Source organism: Deinococcus sp. JMULE3 (assembly GCF_013337115.1).
In the GTDB taxonomy this organism is placed as follows: domain Bacteria; phylum Deinococcota; class Deinococci; order Deinococcales; family Deinococcaceae; genus Deinococcus.
On sequence record NZ_SGWE01000002.1, the window covers coordinates 93368 to 108231 of the forward strand.

A 14864-nucleotide genomic window follows, 5' to 3' on the forward strand; every position below is an offset into this window, starting at 1 on the left:
TTGTGTTTTAATCGTGATCAGTAGTGAGCGAGCCGCAGCAGTTCCCACCACCTGTGGCTCCACTGGTCGTGAAGCTCTTTCCGTCTGCGGCATATGCAAAAGCCGCACCTAAAGCCATGCCAGCAACAAGTAAGTAAGCAGCAATCTTCTTAAACATAATGACTCCTATGTGTAGTTGACCGTCAACTTAAGTTAACGCAGAAGGCTAATTGGAATCGGTGGTGTAGGAAGCACAGCATTTCACATTGCTGTCATCCGAAGCGAGTGTATGACCGTCTGCTGCAATCGCAAATGCGGAACATACACCAAGTCCTAAAACCAGCAAATAGGCGGCGATTTTCTTAAACATAATAATCCCCTATGTCAACCATTCTGCGAGAACTGTTCGGGCCAAAGCTAGCTGTTCCTTCTGAAATGGGTACGCAATACCAGCCTCGGCGAAAATCCGTTTACTCCCTGTGGTCGCGCCTAACAGCATACTGGACTTCAGGCGTTCAAGAGCCGCATTTCGGTCCTGGTTGAACGCGTGCACGAATTGGAGCGCTGCGATCATCGCAATCGCAAAATCCACGTTGTAGAAAGCAAAACGGAAGGTATGGGGCTTCTGCCAACCTTTCTTCAGAATGTCCTCGAATCCGCTCCAATCCACGCCTGAGGTCTGGACCAACCGGAGGAACTCCGCATCGATCTCCTCGGCAGTCGGCTGTTGCTCCTGCTGATAGATCCAGAGCTCCAGTCGAGTTCTCTCCTCAACATCGCGGAAGCGTTCCATGATGCGCTCAGCCGTGGAACGTAGATACCAGGTCCGCTCATCTTCTGCGATATTGTGAAGCTCAAAGAACTCTAACAGGCCTATATAGGTGAATACGAATGCATAGAATTCCTGAACTTCCCAGAAATTCATAAAATCCCAGAAAACATGATCTGGATTGCTTGATATGGTGTGATTATGTATAGCGTGACCCAGTTCGTGCAAAAAACCCCGGAAGAGATTGACGCCGCCGGTAAAATTACAGACCAGTACTGAACGACCGGTGGCCATAAAATGAGCGCAGATATTGCCGTTTGGCTTCCCAGGTCTGGGCGCTAGATCGAACCCTTCATACTGTTGGATCTGGTGAACAACTTCCCCGAATCGGGTATCCAGGCTGTTCAGGACTTGGATTGCCGTAGGTACATATTGATCGAGAGGAAGATCGAATGATTTGGGCTCAACAAGTGCGACCTGCAGATCCCACGGTCGCAGTGTGGGGACGCCTAAGGCCTGCGCTCGGTGTGTATGGAGGGAAACATCGACAGGATGGAAGACCTCACTGATCGTCCGAAGCAGTTCCTCCGTGCCTGCAATGGTGTCATTGCGGTCTAACCAACTGTAACTGGCGTAGTTGGCTTGGCCTGCCTCCGCTGCCATTGCCCGGCGTACGCTGAGTATCTTCGCGAAGAGGTCGTCAAGTCCTGACGCAGAGGCCATTTCAACAGCCTTGACAGCGTTCCAGACGGCCTCACGTTCGTTGCGGTCTTGGCTTTCGCGCAGGATGCGCTCAGCGTCCGCCATCGTCAGCATCTTGCCCGCAAACATAACGTGGTGTTGGCTTACGACATCTTGGTATTGCTTCGTCAGTCGCCTGAATTCCTGCTCCAGTTCGGCCATGCGGGGTGAGGGTGCGGGCCCACTGGCGATCAATGCGGAGACGGCAGGGTTGACAGATTCTAGACCGATCTGGTTGGCCAGTTCGTTCAGGACGCCGTCGAGCTTCTCGAGTTCAGGTAACCAGTGTTGCGTGTAGCGCTTGTGTAGAGCGTCGGTGGCTTCGTCGCCCGGGCGCTGATATTGACCGACGATTTGCTCGATCCAGAGCGTTTGGACACGCATTTTGAGCTGGCTCCAGGTGGCGAACCAGGAGGGCAGGTTCGATTGATCAACGGACACCTCGATCAGCGCCCGGTAATCAGCCATGAGCGCTTGTGCCCTGGCATCCAGGTCTTCGAGCGGGGTGGACATGGCTTAAACTATAGCGTCGTATGCCGAATTTAAGCCGTCTTGACCACATGCTGGCGACCGTACCAGCCGTCATCTTGACGCTGGTTGCGTCTGCCCATGTTTGGCGTTGGCATCACGAGACTGTGAGTGCATGGCGAGGTGGAGGCTTCGGTATGTATTCGACGATGAGTGATCAGCGGGGTCGTCGTGTGTTCATTTTCGTCCGTGATCAGTATGGTGATTGGCAGCGCGCGGAGGCGCCGCAGGCTATGAGGCGGGCGAATGAGACAATTATGATTCGAGCTTCTCGACGTAATCTCATTAATTATGGGGAGCAGATAGCGTGTAATTCAGAGATTAGATTTAAATATCCAGAATTGAAAGCAGTTCGAGTGGATTTTAGAGAAATATCATTTGACGACAAAATGTACACAGTTACCAATTCATTAAAGGAGTCAGTTACAGTTGAGCCTTGTCGGTAAAAAATCTACCATAGAAAGTTTACTTAAGACTGTGGATACATGGCAGACAATCTGCCTCATGACCCTTTTCACTTTGTTGACATTCACCGGATTAAATAAACAAATTGAAATGATATACGGTTGTATATTTATATTCGCCGTGATATTTAGAAGTGTTCTCGATAGAGAATTATTCTGGTTTGTAGTTTTATTGCTTGTATTGATACCGTCGATTATTGACTGGTGGTCTCTTGGAGGCCATGCATTTCTTGTACTATATTGGATTATTGCTATTTTCCTATCGTTTTTTTCTAAGGATAGATTGAACTTTGTCGGTAAGGCGGGGCAATATCTGATTGGCTGTGTGTTCCTTTTTGCGGCTATTTGGAAATTAATGTCACCAGAATTTGCCGATGGCGATGCGATGAAATACTTTATGATCACAACCGTGCCTATGGGAATAACCACAAGCCCATTTACAGGTTTGGATAGACATAGCCTATCAATAAATATTAACAATATTAGTCAGCTATTGGCGCAAGATACGACTCAAACTGTAAACCTGGTTGGGAGATTCAGCGTTGACCGCCCGGCGGCAGTATTCACTGCAATTACTCAATTTATAGAAATCACAATTGCATTTGCTTTTATTGCTCCACTGTCTTATAAATGGTCGATTATTAGAGAAATACTTCTAATTTTATTTTTTTTAACAGCATATATAATTATGCCTGTTCCCGGATTCGCTGTGCTTTTCTCTTGCATTGGCTTCGCATTTTCCAAGTCGATATATTCAAAAGCCTTTTTTATATTCGCATTTTTCTTATGGCAAATCATCACCTTACCATTTTTGGGATAATTCTTAGCTCGACATCGTCATGCGATAAATGAATTCATTAAAGCAGCTTAGAGCCCCTTTTTCTAAGGGGCTCTAAGCTTGGTTCAGATTGTAGTTGAAAAGAGTTCAGGAGCCAGAGCCGATACTGTTCATCATGGTCGTCATCGGGAGGAACACGGACACAACGATGACCCCCACCACACCGCCCAGGAAAACGATCAGGATCGGTTCAATGGCGGTCGTCAGGCCTTCGACCTGGGTCGTCACCTCGTCGTTGTACATCTCCCCAAGGTAGTTCAGTGTTTCCTTGAGTTTGGACTTGTCCTCGGCTGCGCGGAATTGCAGCCAGTACTGCTCAGGGAATTGTTTGGGATGGCCGGCCATGACGGGGAACATGGGCAGTCCATCAATGGCCTGTGCGCGCATTTCCCGGAAGTGCTTCTGGTACACGTCGTTCGCGGCGAGCTGTGCGGTGATGGAGAGGGCGTCATCGAGGGGGATGCTGTTCTTCAGCATCACGGAGAGGCCGCGGCTGACGCGGGCGAGAATGAACGTCCTGGTCATCGGCCCGACCAACGGTAACCGCAGGATCCACTCGTCAATCCGGTAGTGACCATCTGGGGTGCTGCGGTACCACCGGAAGAGCAGCACGATCCCCACGATCACCCCCACGACACCCAGTGTGACCAGTGGGTTCGAAGCGAGCTCACTGATCGACTTCACGACCTTGGTCAGCGGAGGCAATTCCGCCTTCAGGCCGTCCAGGATGCCCATGAACGTGGGGACAACCTTGGCCATGATGAAGTACGTCACGATGAAGCACGCGGCCATGATGATGGCGGGGAGGGTCAGGCCTTTCTTGACCATGCCCGCGATCCGCAGCTGCCACTTGTACATCTCGCTGAGCTCTTTCAGGCTTGGGGCGATGCTGCCGCCTTCAGCCCCCATTTTGATGAAGGCGACGAACACCGGGTCGAATGCGTGGGCGTACTGCTTGCGAGCGACCACTTCGTCGAGGGGATGACCTTCGTCGACTTCCTTGCGGACACTCTCGATGGCCGCGCGAAGCTGCCGGTTGGTGGTGGTCCGGGCCGCCACGCCCAAGGCTTCGCTCTGCGCGACACTGCCCGACCCGAGGAGCTGCGCGAACTGCTGCGTGAACATGGCCCGGTCCTTCAGGCTGGGGGGGCGGTTCTCCCAGGGCATGGTGATGTCCTGGTTGCGGGTGATGCTGGTGACCTGCACGCCCATGCCGGTCACCATCCTCTGGGCTTCCTCCTCCGTCGCGGCGACGATCTTGCCCTTGCGTTCTGCGCCGCGGGCGTCGAAGCCCTTGTAATTCCAGGTCCTCATGCGGCCAGTGAGCTCGCAGCTGGGATGAGCCAAGCCATCCCGATCAGGGCGGCCCCGAGCAGCCAATCGACGCACACAGGGCGGGCGGTGGTGGCCAGCGCGGTCACAGGGCGTCTCATTCGGGCATCCATGCGTAGGCGATGGGGTAGACGCGGCCCTGCGTGTCCTTCGCCTGCCAGGTGATCGTGATGGGCGCGGCGGACCGCGTGAGGACGGAGATCGTGCCGACCAGCATCGCGCGGGGCATGAGGACGCCGTTCGTGCCACCGCTGCTGTCCCGCTGCGCGAGCTGCGCTTCGACGGGCTGGCCGTTCTGGTAGGCGCGCAGGGAGGCGGGGTCGATCTGCATGGCCTGGCTGCTGCTGGTGTTGCTGAGTGAGTAGGTGACGTTGGTGCCGCGCCCGCGGAAGTTCACGCGCAGGTACTCGGGGACGAGCGTCGTGGTGGGGGTGTACTGGGCCTGCTGTACCTGCGGTGCCACGCTGGGGACTGCCGTGGCGGGTGCAGAGGCCACTTGCGGAGCCGTCGTAGTTGGCGTGAAGGCGGTGGCAGCGGCCGGGAACGCACTGGGAGCGGTCGGGAACGCCGCCTGCTGGAACAGGTTGTTCGCCGAAGGGAAGGTGGTAGGTGCTGGTGCGGCGGGTTGCTGGAGGGGAGCTGCCGCAGTGGGGAAGTTCGCCAGCGTTGGCGCGGGGGTACTACTCACTGCTGCCGTGCTGGGTGCCGTCCAGTTCATGGCGGGTGCCGAGGCTACGGGCATGGCAGAGGCCAGGGTCGGCACTGCCGTGCCCGGGACACTGATGGCGGCGGCTGGGCTGGTGGGGAAGGTCTGGGCCTGGGGGGTAGCCTGCGGCATGACCGGGACGGAGGCGGCCTGGGGCGCTGCGGCGGGCGTGGTGGAGCGCCCGGACGAGATCGCCTGGGTGATGCGCATCCACTCTGCCTGGTACCGCACGGTCTCCTCCAGGGTGGCCACGCGGATGGTTTGCGGGCTCTGGATGTAGATGCTGATGCCGGTCCCCTCGTAATTCGGGATGAAATACGTGCCGTTGGCAATGGTCACAGTTCCGTACGGCAGGAGCTGCACGTTCAGGGGCATGACCATCGGCTGGGCGCCGGGCGCGGTCACCACGGCATTGACGGCCGTCTGTGCGGCGCTGAGGCTGGCGGAGCTGAGGAGGGCGGTCAGGACAACGGTGAGTAACTTCTTCATGGGATACCTCGCTGGGAGCAGTGTGCGTGCAGTAGGGGTGACGATTTAACGGCCGGGGATCTTGATCTGCGTGACGCCCGCGCCTGGGGTCACCGTGGGGACAGCCGGGCCGCGCGTGTCGGACCGGTCGGCGGCCTGCAGGCTGATCAGGAGCACGCTGGTGCCCTTCGTGACGCTGGTCTTGCCGAACAGGGCACCGAGTACGGGGATTTCACTGAGGATTGGCACGCCCTTCTTCGTGGCGCTGTCGTCGGTGGACAGGACGCCGCCCAGGAGGAGGGTCTCGCCGGGGGTGACGGTGGCGATCGTGGTGAGGGTCTGCTTCTCGACGAGGATGGAATTCTGGACGCCGGCGCGGGGCGTCTGCCCGAGGTCGAGCTGGATCTGGAGTTCCACGCGGCCGTCAGGGCTCAGGCGGGGCGTCAGGGTGACGTTCAGGCCGTAGTCGTAGGTTTCGCGGGTCTGCGTGGTGGTGCTCGTTCCGCCGCCCGTGCTGGTGTTCGTCACCGGGAGGAGCAGCTGGCCACCATTGCGGAACACACTGGGCCGACCGTCCTGCGCGACGAACGAGGTGTCGAGCAGGGTGTTTGCGCGGCCGCTGGTGCGGGCGGCCTGGAGTTTCGCCTCCACGGTGACGGGGCTCAGTCCAGCCGAGTACCCGGCAGTGAGTGCACCGTCCGTGTGCCCGATGCTGAAGCCGCCCACGCCGACCTTCCAGTCGAGACCGAGGTCTGAGCCGTTGCTGCCGCTGATCTGTTCGATGCGCAGTGCCATGCGGACATCGGGCAGTCGCGCGTCGAGATCCTCGATGGTGCGCTTCACGCGGGCCACAGCGTCCGGGTTGCCGGTGAGGACCACACTTCGCGTCCGGTCATCCGCGACCACCCGCACGCCCCCAATCAGGGTGGCGCCCGCGCTCTGTCCCGCGCTCTGACTGGTCGAAGGAGTACTGCCCTGGGTGGTAGATGACGCTGTGCTGCCAGTTCCCTGTGCTGCTGTGCCGGTCGTGGCCTTCTCGCCGCCCTCCGCCTTGGTGCCGTCCTGCGCGTACAGGGTCCCCAGCTGCTGCACGAGGGTGGCTGCCGTGGCGTACGCGAGCGGAACGCGCAGGGTGACGGCCTCCATCGTCGGGACCGGGGTGGGCGTGCCCAGACGCACCTGCTGCAGGTAGGCACTGACACGCACCTGCTCGATCGGCGTGGCCCGCACTTCCAGGCCGCCGCTGACCACGCGGACGGATGCGTTCGGGAAGATCTCCTTCAGGGTCGCGTCCGTCCCGCTGGACACGTCCGGGTACACCACGATGACGCGCATGGCTTCGCGCACTTCAGCGGCACTCAGGGCGGTCTGGAAGGCCGTCAGGTCGTCGGCGGGGCCGCGAAGGACGTACGTGCCCGCGTCCAGCGGTGTGGGCTTCAGGGTGCTGCTGACACTCGCGGCGATGCGGGTGACGAGGTCAGCACTGAGGGACGTCTGGATGGTGCGCTGCTGCTGCACGTCGGCCGGTGGCACGGCCAGGGGAACGGGCTCCTGATCGGTGGTCGTGGCCGTTCGGTCGGGGGCGTCCTTCTCCAGCTGCGCGAGGGTGATCTTCGCGGCGGTGAGCGCGGCGGCGCTGGGCGCCTGAAGGTACGCGCGGCCGTACGCGGCGAAGAGTTTCACGTCGTGCAGGGCTGCCAGGGTCGTGCGGGCCAGGTCGGGGTCCGTGCGGGTCATGGGCACGCTGTCGGTGATGGTGCCTGGAGCGGCGGGTGTGCTCACCTGAGTCGTGAGGAGGGCCTGCACCTGGGCGACCTGCTCCGCCGTGCCACTGACGATGCTCGCCTCGCCCACGGGGACGATGGTCGTCCCGGTGAGGGTGGCCAGGCGAGCCGCGTCATCGGCCGTCAGCAGCACGGGGACGGTCACGAGGATGGGCTTGGGCGCGGTCAGCAGGGCGTTGATGGCGCCTGGCGGGGCGATGACCAGCGTGTCGCCGATGAGTTGCGCGGCGATCTTGTCGCTGTACAGGCTGAGGAGGCGTTCGAGGGCAGCTTTGCCGGTCAGGCCCTTGATGGAGAGGGTGACGGGCACGCTTGGGATATCCCGGGAGAGGAGGGTGAGGCCAGTCGCTTTGGCGATGGCAGTCAGGACGGTGGAGAGTGGTGCGCCACTGGGGAGCGTGACGGTGACCGTCTTGGCGAGCTTCGGGTTGCTGGGGAGCGTGACCGCGAGTGCGGGCGTGGCGGTGACGGCCGCCGGGGTGGCGGCGTACGCGGTGAGGGATGCGCTGGACAGGGCCAGCATCAGGGTCAACATGCGGTTCATTCGGCCTCCTGGAGCAGCACGGTGCGCGTGCCACTTGCATCACGGAGTGTGAGTTGCGTAGGGGTGACCGTCACAACCTTCACGCTGGTCCCCGGGATGACCTGCCCCGCTGCGACCGTCTCATCCCGGCCACTGACGGTGAGCAGCGCGATGGTTTGGCCGCCCTCGGATTGCACCGAGCCGAGGTACGTCACGGATGCAGACGTGGGGGTGACGGGCGCAACAGGGGCCGCTGCGGTCTCACTGGGTGCAGGGGTCAGGACGGTGACGGCGACGGCGCTGCCCGTGCTCTGCGGGCGGGGCGCGGGCAGGACCGTGACGGGCTGGGCGGTAACAGGCAGTGGAGTGACAGGCTCAGGGGCGGGGGCACGTACCGGGGTGGCGCGTACGTGATCGGTGCGACCTGCACCGGTTTCACCGACTGAACGGGCAGCGGCGTGGGTGCGCTCACGATCGGAACCGGAGCGACTGGAGCTGTGTCAATGGGAACGACCGTGGGGGTGGCGGTCTGGAAGGGTGCGGGCGCTGATTGCTGCACGGCACTCTGAACGGTGGCTCGTGCGGCGCCGGTGCTGCTGGGTGCGCCCGAACCGAACGAGCTGGAGAGCGCTGGATCTGGAGTGACGAGCGCCGAGGCGACTTCCTCACTGGGTGTTGCTTTCACGGGCGGCTGTTCAGCGGCCTCTTCACCACTGGCGGGCGTGATGCCGGTCCGGCTGGGGTCTGTGGCGGCAGACGGCACCGTGGCCGCCGGGACGCTGGTGCTGGTGGGTTCTGAGGTTGGGTGGCCTGAGAGTGCCGACGAGATTTCTGCGGCCGTAGGCGTTTTCCTGGAAGTTGTGGTGGTGCCTGGCGTTCCCACGCTTCCGCTCCCCTCCGGTGATGGGGTCAGGGCGCTGGCAGGTTCGGTCGGTGCGGTGGTGCCGAGCGTTCCTGTTGCGACGGGGGGGCGCGGGTCGTGATGGAGCGCGCGGGCGAGAAGGATCACGCCGAGAACTCCGAGTGCGGCCGTCATGATCAAGAGGCGGGGTGCGGGCTTATTGCGGCCCTTCGACGCGGCGTTGGGTGTCGCTCCTGAACCCCCATAGGCGGCCTGAGGAGGAACCTTTGAAACCTTTGAGGCCTTTGGGGGCCGACTGGGGCGGGTGAATTTCTTCAGGCCGCGCTGCTTGGGCGCGCCCTGTTGAGGGCTGCTGATCGCGGGCTCAGATGCTGGGGTCGATTCAGGGCTAGGTAGCTGAAACTCGGGCTCCGGGTGTTCTGGTTCCTGATCCACAGATGGGACGGATTCTCTGGGTGCTGGGGGCAGCGACACGTCTGGTTTGGGTGCGGGGCGTGGGCGTGGTGCTGCTTTCGCGGCTGCAGGAGCAGGGACAGGTGCAGGTGCAGCAGGGGTGACCGAGGGCGTGGGTGCAGGGGCGGCCACGGGCTGCGGGGCCGCAGGTGCGGATTCACGGACCGGTGCAGGAGCAGGCCGGGCCGGGACCGGGCGAGGGATGGGGTGTTGCTGGTCTTCTTGCGTCATGGTGTCCCTCCGGTCGGGATGGCAGTGGGTGTTGTCGAGGGGGGCGCTTTCACTGGTGTGCTGTCGCGGGTGTAGGTGGTGAGTTTCAGGGAGCCGGTCACCTGACCGTCGTCTCCGGCCGACAGGCTGATCCCGCGGGCGGTGAAGGCGCGGGGGAGCGCGGCGATGGTCTGCACGTAGGCCTGCGTGCGGGCGTACGTGCCGCTGATATCCAGGTCCAGATCCACGGCGGTGACGCCTGCGACATCACTGACGCGCACGGTGCGGGAGAGCTTGCCTGTGGTGATCCCGAGGCGCTGGGCGGCCAGTTGGAGGGTGTCCAGTACGCGAGGGAGTTCCTCGCTGTCAGGGAGGCTCTGCTGGAGTTCAGCGTCCGCGCGGCGCAGCTCGGCTTCTCTCTGCTGCTCGGCTGGGAGTGCGGCTGCGTCGGCACTGAGGCGGTCGATCTCGCTGCGTAGGCGGGTCTGCTCGGCCCGGGCGGTCTGCACCATCGGCCAGGTGACCTTCACGACCCCGAGTACGCCCAGGAGGCTGACGGCGACGGCTGGGAGGAGGGCTTTCTGGTTCATGGGGTGCCTCCGGCGGTCGCGGCGCCCGACACGGCACCGGGTGATGTCGTTGCATTCGGCGTCGGTGAGGCCTGCGGTGTGGGTGTGGCCGCCTGTGAAATGGGTGCGGTCCGGAAGGTGACATCGCAGGACTGGGCCTTGCAGGCGATGTTGCGCACGTCCACGCTGAGGCCGCCCACCTGGTAGGCGCGGACGAGGTCCTGCGGGCTGCGGGTGACCGCGCTCAGGTCGTACGTGCGGTCCACGGCGGTGCCGAAGGCGCGGGTGTCCGTTTCCGTGGGTGAGTTCGGTCCCGCGAGGCGGACGAGGGCCCCCTGGATGGAACCGGCTCGTGCCGCGATGAGGGGGAGATCGGCGGCGAGCGGACCCTTGTTGCTCATGAGGGTCTGCGCCTGCGTGACTTTCGCGGCAAGTTGCTCGTTCCGGGCGCGGAGGCGTTGGGTCTCCAGGGCCTGCTGTTCGAGCGTGGCGCGCTGTCCTTCCAGGACGGCGTTCTGTCCTTTCGTGGCCGTCGCGAGCGCGAACAGACCGCCGTTGATGATCGCGGTGGCGGCCAGCGCGACGTACAGACTTGGGTGGATGGTGGTGGCGGCATCCAGGCGGCGTGAGAATGCGGCGACGACCCCGCCGGCCGTCGCGGGCTGCTTGGGCGCAGGGACCTTGGCGCCCCGGAGGGCCACATCGAGTGGCAGCCACGTCGCCGTGATGGGGGCAGGGAGTGTCAGGCCAGCGGCGGGTTCCCCGATCACGATGAGGTGCGGCGTATCACCGTTGGCGATCGGGCGATTGAGTGCCGTGTGTGCGACCTTCTCCAGGTCCTGGCGGTCGTTGCGGGCCTGGGAGCGGGTGACGAGGTGTGCAGGGGACGCGACGGTGACCTCGAACGTGTCGTCGAGGGGGTGGATGATCACGGCGCTGTCGGGGAGGCCCGCGGCTCGCAGGGCGGCGCTGGCGAAGGGGATGACCTCGGTGATGCGGAGGCCGGTGCCGCGGGCGGCCGCGTTGACCTGGGCGACCAGGGCTCGGTCGTGCAGGGTAAATAACGTGTCTGAACCCGGAGTGGTGGAGACGAAACTCTGGAATTTCGTGTCCAGAAACGGCAGGAGGTTGTCCTTCGGAACGGCAGGCGGAGCCTTCTCCTGCTGGAGCTGCCCGTGCAGGACCAGGAGGGTAGGGCCCTTCGCTTTGATGCTGCTGGCCATGGCGCGCAGGTTCTTGATCGATCCTGGCTCGGCGGTTTTCGTAGGGCTCAGGAGGAGGGCCTGGGTGCCGTCGAAGTAGAGGACGTTCATTCGGCACTCCATTTCTCGGGCTGGATGGCGTACTCCTGGGCGACCTCTTCGCTGATGATCCCGGCTGCCACGGCCCGCTTGAGTTCGTTATCCATGCTGCGGTTCCCGTACGGGTTGCGGGCTTTGAGGGTGTCTCGGAGGGACTGCAGGTATCCGTTGTCCGTTTCGCCGTTGGGGCGGATGATGCTGCGCTGGTTGCTGGTCAGCACCATGGCCTCGTGGATGACCTGCCGCTTCCCGGCGATGGTGGGGACGAGCTGCTGCGCGAAGATGCCGACGAGAATTTCGGAGAGGGCGTGCCGGGCGCGGTTCTGCTCCTCGGCCGGGAACTCGTTGATGATGCGTTCGACGGTGGCGGCGCTCTCGTTGTTGTGCAGGGTGGAGAGTACGAGGTGCCCGGTGGCCGCGGCGCGGAAGGCGGCGTTGATGGTTTCCGCATCCCGCATCTCGCCGACGAGGATGATGTCGGGTTTCTGCCGGAGCGCGGCGCGCAGGGCGCCACTGAAGGAGCTGGTGTCCACGCCGACTTCCCGCTGGAGGATCTGGCTGCGTTTGCTGCGGAACACGAACTCGATGGGGTCCTCGATCGTGATGATGTTGTGGCACTGGGTGCGGTTCACGTGATCGACGAAGCTGGCGAGCGTGGTGCTCTTCCCGCTCCCGGTCGGCCCGGTCACAAGGATGAGGCCGCGCTTCTGGCGCATCACCCACTTGAAGCCTTCAGTGAGGTGACCGACGCCGTGCGGCGTTTCGCCCATCTCGTCGTCCAGGAGGCGCAGTTCGTTGAAGCTGGGAATCTCGCGGGGGAGGGGCCGCAGGACGAGGTAGGGCCGCCCGTGCTCCTTGCCACCACTCACGCGGAAGTTACTGAGGCTGGTGGACGTGCGGTAGTCGGCGTCCCAGGGTTGACTGTCCGGGATGTCCCGGTAGCGGGTGTCCCGGCAGAGTTTCTGGTGAAGGTTCGTGACATCGTTGCCGGTCAAGAGGGCGTACTGCGTCTGCGGGGTCCAGACGCCGTGCAGGGCGATCAGGGGGGGCTGGCCGGTTTTGAGCTGGATGTCAGAGGCGCCCGCGCGGGTGAGGTCGTCGAGGACGGTGCTGATGTTTTCGGGGGTGACTGGGATCATGGTGGCCTCGGGGATCACTTGACGCGGGTCAGGACGCTGTGGAGGTTGGCCTGATGGGCCGCGACTTTCTCCATGCCGTCCTGGTGAAGGGTTTTCAGGCCGGCCATGGTGGCGGCGAGTTCGAGGGCACCCTGATCGCGGGATGCGATGGCCGCGCGGACGTCGGGGGTGACGGGAAGGACTTCGTGTACGGGGATGAGCTTGTAATCACCCTGGCCGTGGCACAGGGGGCAGGTCCGGCCGCCCTGCTGGCCCGTGCCGCGCAGCATGGTGGCGCCGGGTGTGGGGGCGTACTGCTCGGGCATGAGTTCTTCCACGCTGCATTCGGGGCAGGGGCGGCCCACGAGGCGCTGTGAGACGACCACGCGCAGGGTCTCGGCGACGGCGTACGCGGGCACGCCGAGGTCGATCAGGCGGGAGATGGTGGCCAGGGCGCTGTTGGTGTGCAGGGTGGAGAGGACCAGGTGACCGGTCTGGGCGGCGTGCACGGACGTTTCAGCGGTTTCCTCGTCGCGGATCTCGCCGACGAACACGATGTCCGGGTCCTGGCGGAGGATGGCGCGCAGGACTCGCGCGAAGTTCAGCGAGGTGCTGGGGTCATCGGTGCGGCGGATCTCGGTCTGTACGATGCGGGGCTGCTCGTACTCGATAGGGTCTTCGATGGTGCTGATCTTCCGGCCGGGCGTGTTGAGGCCCTTGAGGACGGTGTGCATGAGGGTGGTCTTGCCGCTGCCGGTGGGACCGGTGACGAGCAGGAGGCCATTGGAGCCGGTCGTCGCTTCGCGCATCAGGGCGAGGTTGTGCTCGCTGAACCCGGTGTCGTCGAGGGTGGGGAGGGTGCCGCTGTCCTTGAGGAGGCGCAGGACGATGCTGTCACCGTGATTGCTGGGGAGGCTGGAGACGCGCATGCGCAGCAGCTGCTCCTTGCCGTTGACGACCAGGGGGATCGCGATGCGGTTGTCCTGCGGGAGCTGGCTTTCCAGACTCATGCCGCTGAGCATCTTCAGGCGGTTGATCATCTGCGTGGCGAGGCTTGTGGGCACCAGGCTGCGTTCGATGAGGTTGCCGTGGAGGCGCTCGCGGATCATCAGGCCCGTGCGTTCCGGCTGGAAGTGGATGTCGCTGGCGTCGTTGCTGGCCGCCTCGATGATCGCGCTGCTGATCCGTTTGGCAACGGGGCTGTTCGGGTCGGCGGAGTCCAGGTCGACGATGTCCTGGTCGCGTTGGCGTCCGGCGGCTTCACGTTCGAGCTCGGCATCCTGTGCGGCGCGGGTGTACAGGGTGAGGATGAGGTGGTCGAGGTCGGGTTCGGAGGCGACGGCGACCTCGATCTCCATGTGCTGGAGTTCGTCCTCGACGGCGGTCAGGGAGAACGTGTCGGTGGGGTCCTGCACGAGGATGGTGAGGACGTTGCCGCGTTTGGAGTGGGGCACGATGCGGTACTGGTTGATGGTGGCGTCGCTGAGCATGTTCCGGACGTCCGGGTGGGGCGGATCGCGGCGGGCACTGATGTACGGCGTCCCGGTGAACTTGGCGTAGGCCTGCGCAAGTTCTTCTGGGGTGATGCGCCCATCCTGCAGGAGGCGTTCCTGGTAGTTGGACTGCGTGAGTTCGTCAGGGCGGATCTCGCCGTAGCCCAGGAGGTACAGGGCGTCCATGACGGTCCGCATGGGGCGCTCCCGTTCGGGCGCGGGCGCTTCAGTGGTGCGGGCGGTGGGCGGGGGTGGCGTGGCGGGGGCCTGCGGTCGGAAGGCGACGAGACCCTGCGCGTACTCCTCAGCCGTGAGGTCCCAGGGGTCGTCGGCGGCCCAGACGTCCTGTCCGCGGTGGGTCCCGATGTACATGCCGTGCGGGGCGTCCTCTGCGGGTGCGGCTTGTTCGACCACGGGGAACTGGATGAGGTTCAGGGCACCGGTCAGGTGGCCTTCGGGGATGCCAGCACGCCTTGCGAGGGCGAGGGGGGAGTGGTGGGGGTGGTCGAGGTCGGTGGTGTCATGGCCGTACCGGGCGAGGGCCTGCAGGAAGCTGGCCGTGTACGGGGCGGCGTGGCGTTCCACTGGGGGTGGCGTGTGGCTGCTCATGATGCCTCTGTGATCTGGTCGATTGGCATGGCTGTACGGTGCCTGTCCTGGGGGTGACGAATGCGGGGTCACCCCCCCCCGCTGGGGGATGTGGGTGGTAGGTGGGGCGCCACCCCC

Annotated in this window: 10 protein-coding genes; 1 reads left to right on the forward strand and 9 read right to left on the reverse strand. The window is 63.1% G+C overall.

Features of this window, described 5'->3' with window-relative positions; all coding sequences use genetic code 11:
• Positions 1-7: 7 nt before the first annotated feature.
• Together EXW95_RS01805 and EXW95_RS01810 are read right to left on the reverse strand one after the other, a co-directional pair.
• Complete coding sequence (locus EXW95_RS01805) at positions 8-157, reverse strand: hypothetical protein (RefSeq protein ID WP_174366050.1); 150 nt, start codon at positions 155-157, stop codon at positions 8-10.
• Positions 158-358: 201 nt separating this feature from the next.
• A complete protein-coding gene (locus EXW95_RS01810) occupies positions 359-2002 on the reverse strand; it encodes a M3 family metallopeptidase (protein ID WP_078305611.1) in 1644 nt (547 codons plus the stop codon).
• A 519-nt stretch (positions 2003-2521) separates the two neighbouring features.
• On the opposite strand from EXW95_RS01810, the gene EXW95_RS01815 reads away from it, so the two are divergent.
• Positions 2522-3301 carry a hypothetical protein gene (locus EXW95_RS01815; RefSeq protein WP_144012335.1) on the forward strand — a complete coding sequence of 260 codons (780 nt, stop codon included), beginning with the start codon at positions 2522-2524 and terminating at the stop codon, positions 3299-3301.
• Positions 3302-3406: 105 nt separating this feature from the next.
• Here EXW95_RS01815 and EXW95_RS01820 read toward each other — a convergent pair whose 3' ends face one another.
• The 7 genes from EXW95_RS01820 to EXW95_RS01850 all read right to left on the reverse strand — a co-directional run bounded on the left by EXW95_RS01820 (position 3407) and on the right by EXW95_RS01850 (position 14747).
• On the reverse strand, positions 3407-4633 hold the full coding sequence (locus tag EXW95_RS01820; RefSeq protein WP_078305612.1) for a type II secretion system F family protein: 1227 nt from the start codon (positions 4631-4633) through the stop codon (positions 3407-3409).
• A 115-nt stretch (positions 4634-4748) separates the two neighbouring features.
• Positions 4749-5846, reverse strand: a complete 1098-nt coding sequence (locus tag EXW95_RS01825) for a hypothetical protein (RefSeq protein ID WP_144012336.1) — start codon at positions 5844-5846, stop codon at positions 4749-4751.
• A 45-nt stretch (positions 5847-5891) separates the two neighbouring features.
• Positions 5892-8153, reverse strand: coding sequence for a type II secretion system protein GspD (locus EXW95_RS01830; RefSeq protein ID WP_078305616.1), 2262 nt, complete (start codon positions 8151-8153; stop codon positions 5892-5894).
• A 1521-nt stretch (positions 8154-9674) separates the two neighbouring features.
• A complete protein-coding gene (locus EXW95_RS01835) occupies positions 9675-10247 on the reverse strand; it encodes a type 4a pilus biogenesis protein PilO (RefSeq protein WP_078305618.1) in 573 nt (190 codons plus the stop codon).
• Positions 10244-11539: a hypothetical protein gene (locus EXW95_RS01840; protein WP_078305619.1), complete on the reverse strand. Its 1296-nt coding sequence runs from the start codon at positions 11537-11539 to the stop codon at positions 10244-10246. The genes EXW95_RS01835 and EXW95_RS01840 overlap by 4 nt, the downstream gene beginning before the upstream one ends.
• On the reverse strand, positions 11536-12666 hold the full coding sequence (locus EXW95_RS01845; RefSeq protein WP_078305769.1) for a type IV pilus twitching motility protein PilT: 1131 nt from the start codon (positions 12664-12666) through the stop codon (positions 11536-11538). The genes EXW95_RS01840 and EXW95_RS01845 overlap by 4 nt, the downstream gene beginning before the upstream one ends.
• 14 nt (positions 12667-12680) lie before the next feature.
• The gene (locus EXW95_RS01850) at positions 12681-14747 is read right to left on the reverse strand and encodes a GspE/PulE family protein (protein WP_078305620.1); all 2067 of its coding nucleotides are present in this window, start codon (positions 14745-14747) and stop codon (positions 12681-12683) included.
• Positions 14748-14864 lie beyond the last annotated feature (117 nt).